This is a genomic window from Plantibacter cousiniae (nom. nud.) (genome assembly GCF_977070315.1).
The window spans coordinates 181,201-199,780 of record NZ_CDRVEU010000004.1; the positions used below are offsets into that span (position 1 = coordinate 181,201).

At 60.3% G+C, this 18,580-nt stretch carries 19 protein-coding genes; 13 read left to right on the plus strand and 6 right to left on the minus strand.

The features are described from left to right. The first annotated feature begins 187 nt into the window (after positions 1-187). The 4 genes from efeU to efeO (ACW55A_RS10785) are packed head-to-tail and all read left to right on the plus strand — an operon-like array spanning position 188 to position 4,463. Complete coding sequence (gene efeU / locus ACW55A_RS10770) at positions 188-1,042, plus strand: iron uptake transporter permease EfeU (RefSeq protein WP_003370335.1); 855 nt, start codon at positions 188-190, stop codon at positions 1,040-1,042. An 8-nt stretch (positions 1,043-1,050) separates the two neighbouring features. Beyond that, a complete protein-coding gene (gene efeO / locus ACW55A_RS10775; protein ID WP_226439235.1) occupies positions 1,051-2,262 on the plus strand; it encodes an iron uptake system protein EfeO in 1,212 nt (403 codons plus the stop codon). A gap of 24 nt (positions 2,263-2,286) precedes the next feature. Then, a complete protein-coding gene (efeB, locus tag ACW55A_RS10780; protein WP_455808165.1) occupies positions 2,287-3,609 on the plus strand; it encodes an iron uptake transporter deferrochelatase/peroxidase subunit in 1,323 nt (440 codons plus the stop codon). Between the two features lie 29 nt (positions 3,610-3,638). After that, positions 3,639-4,463, plus strand: coding sequence for an iron uptake system protein EfeO (efeO, locus tag ACW55A_RS10785; protein WP_003403826.1), 825 nt, complete (start codon positions 3,639-3,641; stop codon positions 4,461-4,463). A 326-nt stretch (positions 4,464-4,789) separates the two neighbouring features. On the opposite strand, the gene ACW55A_RS10790 is transcribed toward efeO (ACW55A_RS10785), so the two are convergent. The 3 genes from ACW55A_RS10790 to ACW55A_RS10800 all read right to left on the minus strand — a co-directional run bounded on the left by ACW55A_RS10790 (position 4,790) and on the right by ACW55A_RS10800 (position 6,866). Continuing rightward, positions 4,790-5,560 carry a molybdopterin-dependent oxidoreductase gene (locus ACW55A_RS10790; RefSeq protein WP_003370326.1) on the minus strand — a complete coding sequence of 257 codons (771 nt, stop codon included), beginning with the start codon at positions 5,558-5,560 and terminating at the stop codon, positions 4,790-4,792. Further along, a complete protein-coding gene (locus ACW55A_RS10795) occupies positions 5,557-6,177 on the minus strand; it encodes a cytochrome b/b6 domain-containing protein (protein WP_003370324.1) in 621 nt (206 codons plus the stop codon). Before ACW55A_RS10795 ends, ACW55A_RS10790 begins: the two co-directional genes overlap by 4 nt. 83 nt (positions 6,178-6,260) lie before the next feature. Continuing rightward, positions 6,261-6,866 carry a hypothetical protein gene (locus ACW55A_RS10800; RefSeq protein ID WP_002554191.1) on the minus strand — a complete coding sequence of 202 codons (606 nt, stop codon included), beginning with the start codon at positions 6,864-6,866 and terminating at the stop codon, positions 6,261-6,263. A gap of 170 nt (positions 6,867-7,036) precedes the next feature. Here ACW55A_RS10800 and ACW55A_RS10805 point away from each other — a divergent pair, with 170 nt between their 5' ends. Next, entirely contained in the window at positions 7,037-7,726 is a 690-nt protein-coding gene (locus ACW55A_RS10805; protein ID WP_002554192.1) for a heavy metal response regulator transcription factor, read from the plus strand. Next, on the plus strand, positions 7,705-9,093 hold the full coding sequence (locus tag ACW55A_RS10810) for a heavy metal sensor histidine kinase (protein WP_003370316.1): 1,389 nt from the start codon (positions 7,705-7,707) through the stop codon (positions 9,091-9,093). The genes ACW55A_RS10805 and ACW55A_RS10810 overlap by 22 nt, the downstream gene beginning before the upstream one ends. A gap of 19 nt (positions 9,094-9,112) precedes the next feature. Here the strand turns inward: ACW55A_RS10810 and ACW55A_RS10815 are convergent, their stop codons facing one another. Continuing rightward, the gene (locus ACW55A_RS10815) at positions 9,113-9,781 is read right to left on the minus strand and encodes a polysaccharide lyase family 7 protein (RefSeq protein WP_011268396.1); all 669 of its coding nucleotides are present in this window, start codon (positions 9,779-9,781) and stop codon (positions 9,113-9,115) included. Between the two features lie 535 nt (positions 9,782-10,316). Between ACW55A_RS10815 and ACW55A_RS10820 the strand changes: the two genes are divergently transcribed. From ACW55A_RS10820 to ACW55A_RS10840, 5 genes are read left to right on the plus strand one after another with little or no spacing between them, the layout of a single operon-like run. Beyond that, positions 10,317-10,769, plus strand: a complete 453-nt coding sequence (locus tag ACW55A_RS10820; protein WP_003305524.1) for a MarR family winged helix-turn-helix transcriptional regulator — start codon at positions 10,317-10,319, stop codon at positions 10,767-10,769. Next, positions 10,766-12,853, plus strand: coding sequence for an FUSC family protein (locus tag ACW55A_RS10825; protein ID WP_044308509.1), 2,088 nt, complete (start codon positions 10,766-10,768; stop codon positions 12,851-12,853). Before ACW55A_RS10820 ends, ACW55A_RS10825 begins: the two co-directional genes overlap by 4 nt. Further along, the gene (locus ACW55A_RS10830; RefSeq protein WP_003315925.1) at positions 12,850-13,059 is read left to right on the plus strand and encodes a DUF1656 domain-containing protein; all 210 of its coding nucleotides are present in this window, start codon (positions 12,850-12,852) and stop codon (positions 13,057-13,059) included. Before ACW55A_RS10825 ends, ACW55A_RS10830 begins: the two co-directional genes overlap by 4 nt. Beyond that, a complete protein-coding gene (locus ACW55A_RS10835; RefSeq protein WP_003344172.1) occupies positions 13,056-13,940 on the plus strand; it encodes an efflux RND transporter periplasmic adaptor subunit in 885 nt (294 codons plus the stop codon). Before ACW55A_RS10830 ends, ACW55A_RS10835 begins: the two co-directional genes overlap by 4 nt. Beyond that, the gene (locus ACW55A_RS10840; protein ID WP_455808166.1) at positions 13,937-15,370 is read left to right on the plus strand and encodes an efflux transporter outer membrane subunit; all 1,434 of its coding nucleotides are present in this window, start codon (positions 13,937-13,939) and stop codon (positions 15,368-15,370) included. The genes ACW55A_RS10835 and ACW55A_RS10840 overlap by 4 nt, the downstream gene beginning before the upstream one ends. A 20-nt stretch (positions 15,371-15,390) precedes the next feature. Here the strand turns inward: ACW55A_RS10840 and ACW55A_RS10845 are convergent, their stop codons facing one another. Next, complete coding sequence (locus tag ACW55A_RS10845) at positions 15,391-15,933, minus strand: GNAT family N-acetyltransferase (protein ID WP_455808167.1); 543 nt, start codon at positions 15,931-15,933, stop codon at positions 15,391-15,393. Positions 15,934-16,167: 234 nt separating this feature from the next. On the opposite strand from ACW55A_RS10845, the gene ACW55A_RS10850 reads away from it, so the two are divergent. Beyond that, positions 16,168-17,001: an ion transporter gene (locus ACW55A_RS10850; protein WP_003370300.1), complete on the plus strand. Its 834-nt coding sequence runs from the start codon at positions 16,168-16,170 to the stop codon at positions 16,999-17,001. A gap of 103 nt (positions 17,002-17,104) precedes the next feature. Next, a complete protein-coding gene (locus ACW55A_RS10855; protein WP_455808168.1) occupies positions 17,105-18,103 on the plus strand; it encodes a sulfate ABC transporter substrate-binding protein in 999 nt (332 codons plus the stop codon). A 59-nt stretch (positions 18,104-18,162) separates the two neighbouring features. Here ACW55A_RS10855 and ACW55A_RS10860 read toward each other — a convergent pair whose 3' ends face one another. Continuing rightward, positions 18,163-18,570: a hypothetical protein gene (locus ACW55A_RS10860; RefSeq protein WP_003370296.1), complete on the minus strand. Its 408-nt coding sequence runs from the start codon at positions 18,568-18,570 to the stop codon at positions 18,163-18,165. Between the last annotated feature and the right edge of the window lie 10 nt (positions 18,571-18,580).

Genomic DNA, 18,580 nt, shown 5'->3' on the forward strand with positions numbered 1-18,580 from the left:
GAAGACCGCGGAACGTTCAGAAAACCGTGATCGATTAGCTGAACCTGACCTGAACGACTTTTCAAAAACGCAATCCCGATAAAAAACAACTACACGCATTCAAGAATGAGTATCATTATGTTACGCAGTGTTTCCGGCCTACGACATGCCGAAACACCTTCACCCTACAGCTTTGACTCGGTGAGATATGCTCGTTCCCTTTTTGATCATGCTGCGCGAAGGCATCGAAGCCGCGCTTATCGTTGGCATTATCGCCAGTTACCTGAAGCAGACCGGCCGCGGCGAGTGGATGCCTGCGGTGTGGATCGGCGTATTTCTGGCCGCCGCGCTCTCGCTGTTCGTCGGTGGCGGGCTTGAGTTGATGAGCGCCGAGTTCCCACAAAAGCAGCAGGAGCTGTTCGAAGGGATCGTCGGCCTGATCGCGGTCGGCATTCTCAGCTCCATGGTGTTCTGGATGCGCAAGGTCGCGCGGTCGATCAAGCATGCGCTGCACGAATCACTCGACGCGGCCCTCACCGGCTCGAAAAACCAGACCTACGCGCTGATCGCCATGGTGTTTTTTGCCGTGGCCCGCGAAGGGCTGGAAACCGTATTCTTTCTGCTCGCCGTGTTCCAGCAGAGCGAAGGCTCCGGCGCGCCATTGGGTGCGCTGCTCGGCCTGTTGCTGGCGGTCGGTTTCGGCGTAGCCATCTACAGCGGCAGTATGCGTCTGAACCTGAGCCTGTTTTTCCGCTGGACCGGTTTGTTCATTCTGGTGGTAGCGGCGGGCATTCTCGCCAACTCCGTTCAGGCACTGCATGAAGCCGGGGTCTGGAATCACCTGCAGGAGGTGGTCTTCGACATCAGTGCGCTGCTGCCGATGGACGGCCCTGCCGGTTCGGTACTGGCGGGCATGTTCGGTTATCAGGACGCGCCGACGGTCAGCACCCTGAGTGCCTACCTGATTTACCTGATCGGGGCACTGCTGCTGTTCTTCAAGCCGCACACCCCGACGACTGGCAAGGTCATGCAGCCAAACACATCTTCTGTTACGAACGAATAAGGGCCTCCATGTCTAACCGTCCCTCAGGGCCTTCCGGGAAAGCCCGGTCGCCCCGTGTCCTGCGATTGGCAGTCGCCGGCTCAGTGATCCTGATGATCGCCGCTGGCGGGCTGTTCTACTACGCCTCGCAGGTCGCGGCCAAAAAGCGCGCGGCCAATGCCGGTACTGAAACCGTGGTCAATATCCACGCCCACAACTGCGAACCGAACGCCTTGACGGTCGCGGCGGGCAAGAACGCCTTCCGCATCGTCAACCGCTCGGAGCGCGCCGTCGAATGGGAAATCCTCGATGGCGTGCTGGTGATTGAAGAACGGGAAAACATCGCACCTGGGCTAAGCCAGGTGATCAATGCCAACCTGGCACCCGGCGATTACGCGATTACCTGCGGTCTGCTGAGCAATCCGCGCGGCACCTTGCATGTCACGCCGACCGCAGAGTCCGACGCCAAGGCCAAGGCGCGTCCGTCCATGACCGCCTTCATCGGGCCGCTCTCCGAATACCGCGTGTACCTGAGCCTGCAGAGTTCGGCGCTGATCAAGGCAGTCAACGCCCTGCAACAGGCCATCGATGCCGGCGACCTGAGCGCTGCCCAGGCGGCCTACCTGCCCGCCCGCGCCGCCTACCAGCGCATTGCACCGGCTGCGCAGCGCCTGGCCGAGCTGGACAACGCAATCAACGCCCGCGCCGACTATTACGAGAAACGTGAACAGGACCCCGGCTTCGGCGGTTTTCACCGCATCGAATACGGCCTGTACGAGCAACACAGCGTCGAGGGCCTGGCGCCGATCGCGCAGCGTCTGCAAACCGATGTCACCCAGCTCAAGCAACAGTTGATGGCGCAATCGCTGGCGCCCGAACAGCTGGCGGCCATTGCCACTCGCACACTGCGTAGCCTGGCTGAGGTACGCAGCAACGGCGAAGAGGAACGTTACAGCCACAGCGACCTGAACGGTTTTGCCGCCAACCTGGACGGCACCCGCAAGATTGTCGACCTGCTGCGTCCGTTGCTGAGCCGCAGTGCAGGCGATCTGTTGCAGAAGATCGACGCCGCCATGGCGGATCTGGACACCACGCTCGATGCATTGAGCAGCGCTGATGGTGGTGTGCGCCCCTACGACCAGGTGGATGAGGCGCAGCGCAAGCAGATCGCCGCCAAGGCTGGCGCTCTGGCTGACGCACTCAATGGCATCGACCCGGCACTCGGCCTCTCTGGCCTCTGATTTACTGGAGCACAGCACATCACGATGAAAAATCCGGACAGCAATCCAGAAACAACCAACGCTCCGGCCTCCCTGCAACGCCGCCGCGTGCTGATGGGGCTCAGCGCTGCAGGGGCTGCGCTGGCTGGCAGCAGCCTGAGTGGCAATGTACTTGCCGCAGCACCTGCACAAGTCGCCGAAGCGCCGAACAGTGAAAAAACGCAGGATCACAACGAGTTTCACGGCCAGCATCAGAGCGGCATCGTCAACCCGCGCCCGGCCGCGGGCATGCTTGTGGCATTCGATGTTCTGGCCGCCGACCGTGAGGACCTGGAACGCCTGTTTCGCACGCTGAACGAGCGCATCGCGTTCCTGATGACCGGTGGCCCGGTGCCGGAGATCGATCCGAAACTGCCACCGCTGGACTCGGGCATTCTCGGTCCGGTGGTGACCCCGGACAACCTGACCATCACCGTGTCGGTGGGCGAATCGCTGTTCGATGAGCGTTTTGGTCTGGCCCCGGTCAAGCCGAAACGCTTGAGCCGCATGACCGGTTTCCCCAACGATGCGCTGGATCCGGCCAGTTGCCACGGCGACCTGAGCATCCAGTTCTGCGCCAACACTGCCGACAGCAACATCCATGCGCTGCGCGACATCGTCAAGAACCTGCCCGACCTGCTGCTGGTGCGCTGGAAACAGGAAGGCACCGTGCCGCCCCAGGCACCGAAGAAACCCGGTCAGCCGCCGGAAAGCGCGCGCAACTTCCTGGGTTTCCGGGACGGTTCGGCGAACCCGGATTCCAACAACCAGAAGACCATGAACGAGCTGGTCTGGGTGCAGCCGGGCAGCGATGAACCGGCCTGGGCCGCCAATGGCAGCTATCAGGCGGTGCGCATCATCCGCAACTTCGTCGAGCGCTGGGACCGCACGCCGCTGCAGGAGCAGGAATCGATTTTCGGCCGCAGCAAAAGCACCGGCGCGCCCATGGACGGCAAGGTCGAGAGCGATGTGCCCAACTATGCGGCCGACCCGGAAGGCAAGAAAACCCGGCTGGATTCGCACATCCGCCTGGCCAACCCGCGTACTGCCGAAAGCCAGCGCAACCTGATCCTGCGCCGCCCGTTCAATTACTCCAATGGGGTGAACAAGAACGGTCAGTTGGACATGGGCCTGCTGTTCATCTGCTACCAGGCCGATCTGGAAAAAGGCTTCATTACGGTACAGAGCCGGCTTAACGGCGAGCCGCTGGAGGAATACCTCAAACCAATCGGAGGCGGCTATTTCTTCACCCTGCCGGGGGTAACCGGCGACCAGGATTTCATCGGTCGCTCGCTGCTGGCGGCCGTAGCGCCCACTAAAAACGCATGACCTATCCACTCCCGACCCGGAAGACACTCATGAAAAAGACGCCCCTGGCTTTGCTCCTGACCCTTGGCCTGCTCCAGACCCCGCTGGCGGCCTTTGCCGCCACCGCGCCGCTGGATCTGGTAGGCCCGGTGTCGGACTACAAGATCTACGTGACCGAGAACATTGAAGAGCTGGTCAGCCACACCCAGAAATTCACCGATGCCGTGAAGAAAGGCGACATCGCAACGGCCAAGAAGCTCTACGCTCCGACCCGCGTGTACTACGAGTCGGTAGAACCGATTGCCGAACTGTTCAGTGACCTGGACGCATCCATCGACTCACGCGTCGACGACCATGAACAAGGCGTGGCGGCGGAAGACTTCACCGGCTTCCATCGTCTGGAATATGCGCTGTTCTCGCAGAACACCACAAAAGATCAGGGCCCTATCGCCGACAAGCTGTTGAGCGACGTCAAGGACCTGGAAAAGCGCGTGGCCGACCTGACCTTCCCGCCGGAAAAAGTCGTCGGCGGCGCCGCAGCCCTGCTGGAAGAAGTGGCAGCGACCAAGATTTCCGGCGAAGAAGACCGTTACAGCCACACCGACCTGTATGACTTCCAGGGCAACATCGACGGCGCGAAAAAAATCGTCGACCTGTTCCGCCCGCAGATCGAACAACAGGACAAGGCCTTCTCCAGCAAAGTCGACAAGAACTTCGCCACCGTGGACAAAATCCTCGCCAAGTACAAGACCAAGGACGGTGGCTTTGAAACCTACGACAAAGTCAAAGAGAACGACCGCAAAGCCCTGGTCGGCCCGGTCAACACCCTGGCAGAAGACCTCTCGACCCTGCGCGGCAAACTTGGCCTGAACTGACCTGAAACGCCGCGCCTGAAAGTGCTTTTTAACGCGATGGCACTGACGACGCAGAGTGCGACGTCAGTGCCAGGGCGAAGGAACCGACGAAGTCGGGCCGGAAACCGGAGCTGGGACTTTGCTTACTTTGGTCCCTCAAAGTAAGGCGCCGTAAGGGCGCAAAGGTGACCTGAGCCGAACCTCAATCCACCTGACAAAGAAAAAACCGCCATGTGACGCAGAGCGTCACGAACGGCATTCCCACGCGGAGCGTGAGGAACGAGAGGCGCTCGTGAGAACACCTATCGTGCCCCTGCTCCACATTTCTGGACGCTCTGCGTCCGCTCCTAGATCCCGCTGAACCAGTTGTACCCCTGATCCTCCCAATACCCCCCAGGATTCTCGTTGCTGACGAAAATCTCGACGATGTGCTTGGGATTCTTGAAACCCAGCTTGGTCGGCACCCGCACCCGCAACGGGTAACCGTAATCAGGTGGCAGCGCCACTTCACCGAAGTCCAGCGCCAGCAACGTCTGCGGATGCAGCGCAGTGGGCATATCCAGGCTCGAGTAATAGCGGTCAGCGCACTTGAAACCGACAAAGCGCGCCGTCGTATCAGCGCCGATGTACTCCAGGAAGGTCTTCAACGGCACACCGCCCCACTGCCCTATCGCGCTCCAGCCCTCGATACAGATCAACCGCGTGATGTCCGTGCGTTGCGGCAGTTTGCGCAGCGCCCCCAGCGTCCACGGCTGCTTGTCCCGCACCAGCCCCGACACCGCCAGCTGGTAATCGGAAAGATCCAGCTCCGGCACGTTGTACTCAGGGTAGAAGGCATTGAACGGGAACGGGTTGGTCAACTGCGCCTTGCTGTAGGTCGGCGCCAGCTTCTGGCCATTGAACAGCCAGGCCTGAACCCGGTCATTCCAGCGCGACATGGCCCACAGCACCTTGTCGACCTGATCGCCATCCTGCAGGTTGCAGCCCGTGAGCATCGACATCGCGCCCACGGTCAGCCCCGCGCGCAGGAACGAGCGGCGCTGAATATCGATCAGTTGACGCTCCTGCGCGGGCTCCAGGCGGATACGCTGAGTGATGCGTTTACGTGGTTCGTTCATGATTGCGCAGTTCCGTCTTCGTTCGGCTGGCGGCCGCCGGTAATCATCGGCAGCAAAGTACTGGGCACCAGCACGACCAGCAGCAGATGGACGATGACAAATGCGCCGATGGCGGTCATCGCCCCGAAATGTACCCAACGGGCGAAATCGAATCCGCCCAGCAGACTGACCAGCCCCTGAAACTGCACCGGTTTCCAGATGGCCAGGCCGGACAGCACCACCAACACACCCATGGCCAGCACCAGCCAGTACATCAGCCGTTGCACCGCGTTGTAACGGCCTTTGACGTGGACCAGTCGAAAACGCAACGCGTCACTCATGTCACGCGTCACTTCGGACGGCCGAACCGGCAGCAGGTCGCGTTTGAAATGGCGGCTGAACACGCCATACAGCACATAAATCAGACCGTTGATGACCAACAGCCACATCACCGCGAAGTGCCAGGCAATGGAACCGCCCAGCCAGCCGCCGAGTGTCAGGAATTTGGGAAAGGTGAACGGCATCAGTGGCGATGCGTTGTAGATCGCCCAACCGCTCATGAACATACAGACCATGCCCACGGCATTGACCCAGTGCGTCAGGCGCACCGGCCACGGATGAATGGGGCGGGTTTTCATGTCGAGATCCCTCTGATCAGGCATGGAAAAGGCTGTCAGGGGCAGCCTTGCGCCCCTGACAGCCCTGACAGCCCTGGCGGTGATTACATCGGCGGGGTAAACCCGTCCTTGCCGACTGCCACACCACGAGCAGACTTGCCGTCGTCAGCCGGGAACACCACGACCTTGGCGCCCTTGGTCAACTGATCAACCTTGCCTGGCTCGACGTAGGCGATAGGCACATCCTGCGGCACCACCAGCTTCTTCTCGCCACCCTCGTATTTGACGGTCAGCGTGCGGCCATCGGTGCCAGCCAACGTGCCAACGGTGCCATTGGTCATGGTGCCGGTGCTGCCATCAGCGTTTTCCCAGCCATAGTGACCTTCGCCGCTGCCTTTGAGGCTGGCTTCAAAAACAGTCACCTCCAGCGCTTTCAGTGTGCCGTCCGCCTGCGGGATGGCAGCCGAACCGACAAAACTGTCGCCTTTGATTTGCTTGAAGTCAGCTTCGGACACAAGACGAATACCGGTCTTGTCAGTCAGCTTGATACTTTCGTGCTGACCCGAGCGGGTGGTGAAATCGAGGGTGTCGGCGCTGACGCTGTCGACGGTCCCGCGCATCGGTTTAACCACCTTCATGTCAGCAGCCTGAGTCATGACAGCAGCGCTGAGCAACAGCAGGCCGAACGTAGTAGAGAGTGCAGTCTTCATCGGTACTTCCTTGGCAGTTGATATCTGAAACCCATCCTTGCACCGTTACCGGCACCGCAGAATGACCGGGCAATGACATTTTTGTCATTCGCCGGACACCTCGTCGGCAACTGGTTAGACTCCGGCATCGGCGCACCATGGGTGCAGGCAAAAGCGTAGCGGACAAAACGATGCATATCCTGCTGATTGAAGACGACACCAAAACCGGCGAGTACCTGAAGAAGGGTCTGGGTGAGTCCGGCTACAAGGTGGACTGGACCCAGCACGGGGCCGACGGCCTTCACCTGGCGCTGGAAAACCGCTACGACCTGATCGTGCTGGACGTGATGCTGCCAGGCATCGACGGCTGGCAAATCATCGAAGTACTGCGCGCCCGGCAGGACGTGCCGGTGCTGTTTCTCACCGCGCGCGACCAGTTGCAGGACCGGATTCGCGGCCTGGAACTGGGCGCCGACGATTATCTGGTCAAGCCATTTTCCTTCACTGAACTGCTGCTGCGCATCCGCACCATCCTGCGCCGGGGCGTGGTGCGCGAGGCGGACCATTTTCATCTGGCCGATCTGGAACTAGACCTGTTGCGCCGCCGGGTGACGCGTCAGCAACAGGTTATCGTGCTGACCAACAAGGAGTTCGCCCTGCTGCACCTGTTATTGCGCCGCGAAGGCGACGTACTGTCCAGGGCACAGATTGCCTCGGAAGTCTGGGACATGAATTTCGACAGCGACACCAATGTCGTCGACGTCGCCATCAAGCGTCTGCGCAGCAAGGTCGACCTGCCCTACCCGGTCAAGCTCATCCACACCGTGCGCGGCATTGGTTATGTGTGCGAGGTACGGCCATGCGACGCCAGCCTTCCCTGACCCTGCGCTCGACCCTGGCATTTGCCTTGGTGGCGATGCTCACCGTCAGCGGTGCCGGCCTGTATCTGTATCAGTCAATCGAAGCAACAGTGATGCAACGCAGTGACCATGCCGTGCTTGCGCGACTGGACCACTTTCGCAAGCTGCTGCGCTATGACCTGACCATGGACAACCTCAAGGGCAGCCCGCAGCTGTTCGAGAACATGCTCGACAGCGAAGAAGACATCTTCATCATCGGCGAGCCGGGCAAGTCACCGGTTATCTCCGTCAACCCGCAGCACGCGCCCTTGCCGGAACTGCCGACCGTGGCGCAGGACCAACCGCTGCGTGTCGATGACCTGCGCAGCGGCATGAGCCTGCAAGGCGTGCCGTTGCGCGCTGCTGCCGTACAGGTGATGTCCAACGGTGTCGAAGTACGTTTGCAGGCAGCGCACCTGATGGTCAAGGAAATGGCCATGCTCGCCAGCTTCCGTCAGCGCATCTATATAGCCGTGGCCCTGGCGTTTCTGATCACCGCAGCCCTGGGTTATGTACTGCTGCGTCGCGGCTTGCGTCCACTGCGAAGAATGGCTGCCCATGCCGCCGCAATCACCCCGGCCAGCCTGCACAAACGCCTCGACAGCCGTGATACGCCCGTCGAGCTGCAACAATTGAGCGACGCCTTCAACGCCATGCTTGACCGTCTGGACGATGGCTACCGACGCCTGATGCAGTTCTCTGCCGATCTGGCCCACGAAATCCGCACACCGGTCGGTTCGCTGATGGGCCATTGTCAGGTTGCCTTGCGCCAGAACCGCAGCGCCGATGAATATCAGGCGCTGCTGGCCTCCAATCTGGAAGAGCTGGAGCGCATCTCGCGGCTGGTGGAAAGCATCCTGTTTCTGGCACGGGCGGACGAAGCCCAGGCCGCTCTGGAGCGTCAGTCGCTGGATCTGCATGATGAACTGCAACGGGTTGCCGGCTATTTCGAAGGGCTGGCCGAAGAACGCAACCTGACCCTGAGCCCCCACGGACAAGGTACGTTGCAGGCCGATCCGATTTTGCTACGGCGTGCATTGAGCAATCTGGTCGCCAATGCGATCCGCTACGCCGATGAAGACAGCGAGATTCTGATGCAGGTGACGGCTGTGGACGGGCACTGGAAGATCGATGTGGAGAACCGTGGACCGGTGCTGCCGGAAGCCACCCTCGCACGCTTGTTCGATCGTTTCTATCGCGGTGATGCCTCACGCCATGAGCGTTCGGATTCCAACGGCCTGGGGCTGGCGATCGTCACGGCAATCATGCAACTGCACGGCGGTCGGGTCGAAGTCGCTCAACCCGCCGTCGGCAGAATCTGCTTCAGTCTGATATTCCCGGCGGCCTGAAGCCTGCGGCGCGAAAGGATCAATTCTTTTTCTCGTGGGCAATGGCCAGCTTGTAGAACGTGGCCGAGCCGCCTTCCGTGGTGTAGCCGGTGTTGTCCTGGGTGTAGACCCCTGCCTTGAAATAGAACAGTTTGCTGGCCCAGGCTGAATCCAGCTTGGCGTACCAGACTGCATCGAAGGCATTCACCGTCAGATCGCCAGACGGCGATAGGTTGATGGTGTAGTTGAACTGCTTATTGAGCGGCACACCCTGGGCGATGTTGATGACCTCGATTTCCGAGTCCGGCGTACGACGAAACTTGGCGACGATATTGCCGGTCTGCAGCTTCTCCTTGTACTGATACTCCACCTTCAGCAGCGGTTCGGTGCTCTGGTAGCAGTGAATCTGACCGATCACGATCTTGCCGCTGGAAGGCACCTGATCGACTTCCAGGGTCGCGCGCAGAAAGTTGTCGGCACTGGAGTAGGCCCAGTTGAAGACTCTTCCGTCCGACGTCGTCTCGCGCAATTCGGAACGCGGGTACTTGGCGTTTTCGGTGGTTGAACCCGTCACCGGTGCCCAGAAGAACAGCGTATCCCCGGACTGGAAATAGCCATCCCGATAGCCCTTTACCAATTTGGGGGTTTCGATGATGGTCGCAGGGCTTCCGACGGGGACGGAGAGATTCCAGGTAGCAAGGTCGATCATGGCGTAGCTCGCAAGGTGCGCATCGCGCACCAACTGAATGGCTCTGGAACGGGTGTGCTGGCCCGTTTGGTCATCCAGACTATCGGCTGAATCGTTTATTTTTTAAACAGCATCGACAATGCTTTGGCGTCAACAAAACGTCTAAATATAGCCGATGCCATCATTGTGATATCAATTGTTGCGATGAGGCTATGTGCTACCACCAAGCTGTGAGCGTTGATTAACGTGAAGAAGTGTTTTGCGAAGCGCGTCATTTTTTTGAATGTATCGAGGCCGATACAGCGCAAAAAGCCGCAAATTACCGACAGACGGTAGCAATTATATTCATGAAAAATGAACTTATGGCACTTGAAACTGACAAAGGCGCCCCTTCATCAACGCTACGCCGCCTCGAAATACGCTTTCGCCGGGTTAAAAAAGCGCCTCCGCCGGGCGGCTTCGGGTTGACTGTAAGCAGTTGTTACGGGATATTAGTTAGCAAGCTATTTATCTCCCTGCTAACAATATCTCTCCTAACTAAATTCCTGGTGTTTCCATGTCTGTCGAATCCCTGCATCGGACAATCAGCAGTGGCCTGGTGGCAGCGTCTCGCCAATGGCGACGCATCTGCCAGAACACGCTGGTGACCTATGGCATTTCCGAAGCCTGCGCAGGTCCGTTGCTGGCCATTGCGCGTCTGGGCGATGGCGCACATCAGGTGAAAGTCGCCCAGGCGGCTGGCATGGAGAGCCCGACGCTGGTGCGTCTGCTCGACCAGTTGTGCAAGGCCGATATCGTTTGCCGCACTGAAGATCCGAATGACCGCCGCGCCAAGGCCTTGAGCCTGACTCGCAAAGGTCGCGCACTGGCCTGCTCCATCGAAGCCGAGCTGACCCGCTTGCGCGCCGAAGTGCTGCAAGGTCTGCAGCCTGCCGATCTGGAGGCCACCTTGCGTGTGTTACAGGCCTTTGCTGATGCGGCGCAGCGCGAACACGGGGGCCAGGCTTGAACGGATTTTTCTCCAGCGTTCCGCCGGCACGTGACTGGTTCTACGGTGTCCGCACCTTCGGCGCGTCGATGCTGGCGCTGTACATCGCATTGTTGATGGAAATGCCCCGCCCCTACTGGGCGATGGCCACGGTGTACATCGTCTCCAGCCCCTTCGTCGGCCCGACCAGCTCCAAGGCGCTGTACAGAGCGGCCGGGACGTTGGCCGGTGCAGCGGCGTCGGTGCTGCTGGTGCCGATGTTCGTACAAACGCCCTTGTTGCTGGCTATCGTGGTCGGGCTGTGGACCGGGACCCTGTTGTTTCTGTCCCTGCACTTGCGCACCGCCAACAGCTACGCCCTGATGTTGGCCGGCTACACCATGCCGCTGATTTCGCTGCCGGTGGTCGACAACCCGCAGGCTGTGTTCGACATCGCGGTGTCGCGTACCGAAGAGATTTTTCTCGGCATCATCTGCGCCGCCGTCGTAGGTGCGATGTTCTGGCCCAGGCGCCTGGCACCTGTGTTTCAGGCCACCACGGAGAAATGGTTCAGTGATGCCGCGACCTACAGTCAGCGCTTTATCAGCCGTACCTGTCAGCCCGAAGAAATCGGCACGCTGCGCAATTCGATGGTCGGCAGCTTCAACTCGCTGGAAATGATGATCGGCCAGTTGAGCCACGAAGGCGCCCGTAAGCAAACCGTGCGCAACGCCAATGAACTGCGCGGCCGGATGATCCACCTCTTGCCGGTCATCGATGCGCTGGATGACGCGCTGTGGGCGCTGGAGCGGCGCACGCCCGAGCTGCTGGCCAGCATCAAGCCCTTGTTGCAAAAGGCTTGTGACTGGCTCGAAAGCACTGCCGACGCGCCGCAGTTGGAAGGATGGCAACAGTTGCACCGCGACTTGCAGAGCCTGCAACCGGATTCCGCGCAACTGGACGATCGCGATCAACTGCTGCTATCCAATACGCTGTTCAGGCTGGGTGAGTGGATCGACCTGTGGCTGGATTGCCGAACCCTGCAATACGCGATCAAGACCGACGATCAGTCACAGTGGCGCGCGGTCTATCGCCACTGGCGCCTGGGTCGGTTGACCCCGTTTCTCGACCGCGGCCTGATGCTCTATTCGGTGACTTCGACAGTGCTGGCGATCATTGCCGCGTCGGTGTTATGGATTCTGCTCGGCTGGAAAGACGGCGCAAGTGCCGTGGCACTGGCAGCGGTGTCGTGCAGCTTCTTCGCTGCCATGGACGACCCTGCTCCGCAAATCTACCGGTTCTTCTTCTGGACCCTGCTCTCGGTAGTGTTCGCCAGCCTGTACCTGTTCGTGGTGCTGCCCAACCTGCATGACTTCCCGATGCTGGTGCTGGCCTTTTCCGTGCCGTTCATTTGCGTCGGTACCCTGACCGTGCAACCGCGCTTCTTTCTCGGCACGCTGCTGACCATCGTCAACACCTCGTCGTTCATCAGCATCCAGAGCGCTTATGACGCGGACTTCATGAACTTCCTCAACTCCAACTTGGCGGGTCCTGCCGGGCTGTTGTTCGCCTTCATCTGGACCCTGGTGTTCCGCCCGTTCGGCGTCGAACTGGCCGTCAAGCGTCTGACCCGTTTCAGCTGGCGTGACATCGCCAGCCTCAGTGAAAACGCTTCTCTGGCCGAACACCGGCGCATGGGCGTGCAAATGCTCGACCGCCTGATGCAGCAATTGCCGCGCCTGACGCTCACCGCTCAGGACACCGGGATTGCCCTGCGTGAGCTGCGCGTCGCGCTGAACATGCTCGACCTGCTGGCCTACACCCGCCGCGCCACGCCTGCGGCTCAGGTATTGCTGCGTCAGGTGATCGACGAAGTCAGCGGCTATTTCAAACAGTGCCGCAAGGCCGGTGAACGACTGCCCGCGCCCAGAGGCCTGCTGATGGCCATGGACCGCGCACGCCGTTCACTGACCGATCAGGAGATGGGCGACAACCCGGCCCGACTGCACCTGCTGCATGCTCTCAGCGGCCTGCGCCTGGCGCTGCTGCCGGGGGTCGAAATCGTCACCGTGGGCGGGGAACTGACCGAGCAACTGCCGCATAACATCGATGGAGCGCCCCTGTGATCGGTGATCTGGATATCAGCGGGATCTTCATCCCCACGTTTCTGGCGATGATGGGCATCGCCTATCTGCTGTTTCTTGTCGTGCATGCGGTGCTGTCGCGTGCCCACTTCTACCGTCTGGTCTGGCACCGGGCTTTGTTCAACGTAGGTCTATACGCTTTGTTGCTCGGCGCCGTGGATACTCTAAGTCGATACCTGATGACATGAAAAAACCGATACTGACACTGGGCCGCGTGGTCCTGACCCTGCTGGTTGTCACCCTGGCCGCCGTGGTCGTATGGCGCATGGTGATGTATTACATGTATGCACCGTGGACGCGCGACGGGCATATCCGCGCCGACATCGTGCAAATCGCACCGGACGTCTCCGGGCTGATCCAGAAAGTCGAAGTCACTGACAACCAGCCCGTGCACAAGGGCCAGGTCCTGTTCACCATCGATCAGGACCGCTTCCGTCTGGCACTGCGCCAGGCGCAGGCGACGGTCGCCGAACGTCAGGAAACCTGGGAGCAGGCACGCCGTGAGAACAAACGTAACCGTGGCCTGGGCAATCTGGTCGCCCGCGAACAATTGGAAGAAAGCCAGTCACGCGAAGCCCGAGCCCTTTCCGCACTGGGCGAATCAAAGGTTGCAGTGGACGCCGCGCAGTTGAACCTGGATCGCTCGGTGATACGCAGCCCGGTGGACGGCTACCTCAACGACCGCGCGCCCCGCGAACATGAGTTCGTCACTGCCGGGCGTCCAGTGCTTTCGGTGGTTGATTCGACGTCGTTCCACATCGACGGCTATTTCGAGGAAACCAAGCTCGATGGCATCCATGTCGGCCAGGGCGTCGACATCCGCGTCATCGGCGACAACGCGCGGCTGACCGGCCATGTGGTGAGCATCGTTGCCGGTATCGAAGACCGCGACCGCAGCAGTGGCTCGAACCTGCTGCCCAACGTCAACCCGGCTTTCAGCTGGGTGCGTCTGGCGCAGCGGATTCCAGTGCGGATCGCCTTCGATGACGTGCCCGCCGACTTCCGCATGATTGCCGGACGTACCGCGACGGTGTCGATCATCGACGACACGCAGGAGCGCAGCCGATGAAACGTGCTTTACGCGTGGCCGCGCTCGGCTTTACCGCCGTGCTGTCGGCCTGCCAGATGGTCGGCCCGGATTACCGGTTGCCCAAGGAGGGCGCGATCAGCCGTCCGGACCTGCAGGGTGAACTGGCGGGCCGCTCGGTCAACACGGTTTCCGCCCCGGTGCCGGCGCACTGGTGGCGTCTGTATCAGGATGCGCGGCTGGATGAGCTGGTGCGCCAGGCCATCGCTTCCAATACCGACCTGCGCATCGCCGCCGCCAACCTGCAGCGTGCTCGCTATCAGACCTCGGAAGCCGAGGCGGCTGGCGGCTTTACCAACGGCGCGAAGATCGGCGCTCAGCGCGTGCAGGAGTCCGGCGAGGCGTTTCTGCTGACCGACAAGGTGCCGGTGGCCAATGTCGGCGACGTGGGTCTGACCACTTCGTACCAGTTCGATCTGTTCGGCACCTTGCAGCGTGGCATCGAGGCGGCGCAGGCCAATGTCGATGCCAATCAGGCGGCGGTGGATACGGCACGTATCACAGTGGTCGCCGATGTGGTGCGCGCCTACACGCAGATTTGTGCCGCCAACGAAGAGCTCGATATCGCCCGCGAATCGCTGGACCTGCAACAACAGAGCGTGACCCTCAACCAGCGCCTGCGCGATGCCGGGCGTGGCGATGAAACCCAGGTCACTCGTTCGCAGACGCAGTTCAAGTCATTGCGCGCCGAAATGCCCCGTTACGAAGCGCGCCGTCAGGCCGCGATGTTTCGCCTGTCGATGTTGCTGGCCAAACCTGTCGAGCAACTGCCCGCCGGGGTAAGTGCCTGCAACCAGTTGCCGCAGATTGCGCAGGTCATTCCTGTGGGCGACGGCGCAGCACTGCTCAAACGCCGCCCGGATGTGCGTCAGGCTGAACGCCATCTGGCGATGTCGACTGCCGAGATCGGCGTTGCCACCGGCGAGTTGTATCCGGACATCAGCATCGGCGCGAGCATTGGCACCACCGGCCTGATCGAGAACCTCGGCAAACCGGCGGCCAATCGCTGGGGCTTCGGCCCGCTGCTGAACTGGACCATCCCTTCAAATGGCTCGCGCGCCCGCATCCATCAAGCCGAAGCCTCGGCGCAGGCGGCCCTCGCGCGCTTTGATGGTGTGGTGCTCAACGCCATCCGTGAAACCCAGACCGGCCTGGCGCAATACACCGCCCTGCTCGACCGCCGCGACGCCCTCAGAGAAGCCGAGCAATCTGCCAAAGAAGCGGCTGACCAGACGCACCGCTTCTATCAGGCCGGACGCGCCTCGTTCCTCGCTGACCTGCAAGCCACGCGCACTTACACCGACGTACGCGCGCAGATGGCAGAGGCCAACACGCAGGTGGCGATGGGGCAGATCAATCTGTTTCTGGCTCTCGGCGGCGGCTGGGAGAAGGATGACGTGGCGCAGCAGTAGGATGCGCGTTCGCCACGCCATCAGGCGTGGTTCGGATTGATCAGTGCTCTGAGGACATGATCTTCCCAGACACCGGCAATTTTCAGGTAGGCGCGCGCGCGCCCTTCCTTTTCGAAGCCGAGTGATTGCAGAAGTCGCTCGCTGCGTACATTGGCTGGCATGTGGCTGGCCATAATTCGATGCAGCCCCATCTGTTCGAAACAGTAGCGATTGGTGACTTCCAGCGATCTTTTCATCAAGCCCTGCCCCTGAGCGGTTTCTGCCAGTGAGAAGCCGAGGTTGCAGGCCTGGAAAGCGCCTCTCACGATGTTGGTGTAGCTGCAGCGTCCCAGCAATTCGCCGCCCGGAGCTGTTATGAGGAAAAAGACCGCGCTGCCGGTCTGCATGCTTTCCCATTGCTGCTGGACCCTTGATCGGGTGTTTTCGAGGATGAAATAGTCATCGTCCCTTAGCGGCTCCCAGGGCTGCAGATGCTGGCGATGGGTGTTTTCATAACGGCTGATCAGCTCGGCATCATCAAATGCCAATATCCTGAGAGAAAAGCCTTCGCCTGCATACTGCATATTTACTCCCCGTGTCAGTCACTACCCGGATTATCGTTCACACGCTCCAGCGTGGGAATGTAGTTCGTGATGCACTGCGTCACACGGCGGTTCTGCGATATCAGGTGGATTGGGGGTCGGCTCAGGTCACCTTTACGCGGCTGTAACGACCTCTTCGCGAGCAAGCTCGCTTGTGTGCTTGCACTTGCCGATCCATGCTCCTAGGCTCACCCGATCTTTGATTCGGGAAGCACCATGGACAGCTCTCTCAGCCGCCGCGAGCGGTTGCATATTGTTATTTTCGAGGCCAATACGCCTGCCGGGCGGATGTTTGACAAGGCGGTGCTGGTCGCGATTCTGCTCAGTCTGCTGGTCACTATCATCGACAGCATCGAGAGTATTCATCGTGATTACGCGATGCTTTTCGCATGGATCGAATGGGGCTTTACGCTGATGTTCGCCATCGAATACATCCTGCGCCTCTATTGCTCGCCACGGCCGCTGAAGTACGCATTCAGTTTCTACGGGCTGGTGGACCTGCTGGCCATCGTGCCCGGCGTGCTGTCGATCTATTACAGCGATGCGCAATACCTGCTGATCGTGCGGATCATCCGTATGCTGCGGATCTTCAGGGTGCTCAAGCTCGGCACCTACCTGCGCCAGGCCAACTATTTGCTGGCGGCGCTGCGTGGCAGCAAGCAGAAGATCATCGTGTTTCTGGTCACCGTGTCTACACTGGTCACGGTGTTCGGCACGCTGATGTACGTGATCGAAGGCCCAGAGCATGGCTTCACCAGTATTCCCAAGGGCATTTACTGGGCTATCGTGACCCTGACGACGGTGGGCTTTGGCGATATCGTGCCCAAGACCCCGCTCGGCCAGATGCTCTCTTCGCTGGTGATGATTACCGGCTACTCAATCATCGCCGTGCCTACCGGGATATTCACCGCCGAGCTGGCCAATGCCATGCGCGGCGAGCAACTGAAACACGACTGCCCGGTGTGCTCGAAAAACCTTCACGAGCATGGCGCGGCGTTCTGCTCAAGATGTGGCAATCAATTGTTCAAAAAAACCGAGCACAAGGCATAAGCAAAGATCTTTTCGGTCTTTAAACCGCAGGCGCGATGCTGATAGTGTCGCGGCATTACGCCATCAGGCTTGTCACACCACTCTTCATCTCAAGGACCCTGCAGTGAATAAACTCTTCGCCGCCTCGCTACTGGCCGCCAGCCTGGCTTTTGCCAGCGCTGCCCATGCAGCTCCAACGCTGCTCAACGTCTCTTATGACGTGATGCGTGATTTCTACAAGGACTACAACAGCGCCTTCCAGAAACACTGGAAAGCCGAGAAGAATGAAGATGTGACCGTGCAGATGTCCTTCGGCGGGTCGAGCAAGCAGGCGCGTTCGGTCATCGACGGGCTGCCGGCTGACGTGATCACCATGAACATGGCCACCGACATCAACGCCTTGGCCGACAACGGCGAGCTGGTGCCGAAAGACTGGGTCAGCCGCCTGCCGAACCACAGCGCGCCCTTCACGTCGGCCACGGTGTTCATTGTGCGCAAGGGCAATCCGAAGGCCCTCAAAGACTGGCCGGACCTGATCAAGGATGGCGTGGAAGTCATCGTGCCCAACCCGAAAACCTCGGGCAACGGCCGCTACACCTACCTCTCGGCATGGGGTTACACCCTGAAAAAAGGTGGCGATGAAGCGGCGGCGAAGAAATTCGTCGGTGATCTGTTCAGCCATGTGCCGGTGCTTGATACAGGCGGCCGTGGCGCGACCACGACGTTCATGACCAACCAGATCGGCGACGTGCTGGTCACCTTCGAGAATGAAGCAGAAATGATCGCCCGCGAATTCGGTCGCGATCAGTTCGAAGTGGTTTATCCCTCCGTGTCGGCAGAAGCCGAGCCACCGGTGAGTGTGGTCGACAAGGTCGTGGACAAGAAAGGCTCCCGCCTCCTGGCTGAGGAATACCTCAATTACCTGTGGTCCCCGGAAGGCCAGGAAATCGCTGCCAAAAACTACCTGCGCCCACGTGATCCGGCGGTGCTGGCCAAGTACACCGATCGCTTCCCGAAAGTGGACTTCCTCTCGGTGGAGAAAACCTTCGGTGACTGGCGCACGGTGCAGAAGACCCATTTCATCGATGGTGGGGTGTTCGACCAGATCTATCCGGGTAAATAAGCCGCTCAGGCAATGCAAAACGGCGACCTTCGAGGTCGCCGTTTTTGTTGAAGCCTGAATCATTTACTGAACTGTTTGCCCAGCCCTGCCGGTACACCACTGACATCGGTCGCCTGCCACGGACCGTTGGGGCTGGTTGCCCAGCTCCAGCCGTCATTCCACTGGTAATAGGTGCGCTGGCGATAGAAAGTGTTGGGCTGATCGTCCATCACGTACACGCCCAGGCGCGGGTCCCAATGGCTGCCGCCACCCGGTGGCGGCGCGAAGCTGGCCGAGGTCTTCGGCGCTGCGGCAGGTGCCTTGGCAGGCTCCGAAGGTGCGGTACTCGGACGCGGCGCGCCGGGCTGTTGGCCACCCGGCAGGTTAAGAATCGGATCCTGACTGTGAGGCGGTGCCGGATGCTGGACAGCACAGGCACTCAGGCCAACGACCAGACCCAACAAGGTGATGCGTGCGGTACGGTACATAAGCGATTTC

Bases quoted from the DNA above. Each gene is read 5' to 3' on its own strand.
- ACW55A_RS10845 (WP_455808167.1), bottom strand. From the start codon at position 15,933: ATGCAGTATGCAGGCGAAGGCTTTTCTCTCAGGATATTGGCATTTGAT.
- ACW55A_RS10820 (WP_003305524.1), top strand. From the start codon at position 10,317: ATGTCTGTCGAATCCCTGCATCGGACAATCAGCAGTGGCCTGGTGGCA.
- efeO (WP_003403826.1), top strand. From the start codon at position 3,639: ATGAAAAAGACGCCCCTGGCTTTGCTCCTGACCCTTGGCCTGCTCCAG.
- ACW55A_RS10815 (WP_011268396.1), bottom strand. From the start codon at position 9,781: ATGATCGACCTTGCTACCTGGAATCTCTCCGTCCCCGTCGGAAGCCCT.
- ACW55A_RS10860 (WP_003370296.1), bottom strand. From the start codon at position 18,570: ATGTACCGTACCGCACGCATCACCTTGTTGGGTCTGGTCGTTGGCCTG.
- efeO (WP_226439235.1), top strand. From the start codon at position 1,051: ATGTCTAACCGTCCCTCAGGGCCTTCCGGGAAAGCCCGGTCGCCCCGT.
- ACW55A_RS10810 (WP_003370316.1), top strand. From the start codon at position 7,705: ATGCGACGCCAGCCTTCCCTGACCCTGCGCTCGACCCTGGCATTTGCC.
- ACW55A_RS10790 (WP_003370326.1), bottom strand. From the start codon at position 5,560: ATGAACGAACCACGTAAACGCATCACTCAGCGTATCCGCCTGGAGCCC.
- ACW55A_RS10840 (WP_455808166.1), top strand. From the start codon at position 13,937: ATGAAACGTGCTTTACGCGTGGCCGCGCTCGGCTTTACCGCCGTGCTG.
- ACW55A_RS10800 (WP_002554191.1), bottom strand. From the start codon at position 6,866: ATGAAGACTGCACTCTCTACTACGTTCGGCCTGCTGTTGCTCAGCGCT.
- efeU (WP_003370335.1), top strand. From the start codon at position 188: ATGCTCGTTCCCTTTTTGATCATGCTGCGCGAAGGCATCGAAGCCGCG.
- ACW55A_RS10835 (WP_003344172.1), top strand. From the start codon at position 13,056: ATGAAAAAACCGATACTGACACTGGGCCGCGTGGTCCTGACCCTGCTG.
- ACW55A_RS10850 (WP_003370300.1), top strand. From the start codon at position 16,168: ATGGACAGCTCTCTCAGCCGCCGCGAGCGGTTGCATATTGTTATTTTC.
- ACW55A_RS10805 (WP_002554192.1), top strand. From the start codon at position 7,037: ATGCATATCCTGCTGATTGAAGACGACACCAAAACCGGCGAGTACCTG.
- efeB (WP_455808165.1), top strand. From the start codon at position 2,287: ATGAAAAATCCGGACAGCAATCCAGAAACAACCAACGCTCCGGCCTCC.
- ACW55A_RS10795 (WP_003370324.1), bottom strand. From the start codon at position 6,177: ATGAAAACCCGCCCCATTCATCCGTGGCCGGTGCGCCTGACGCACTGG.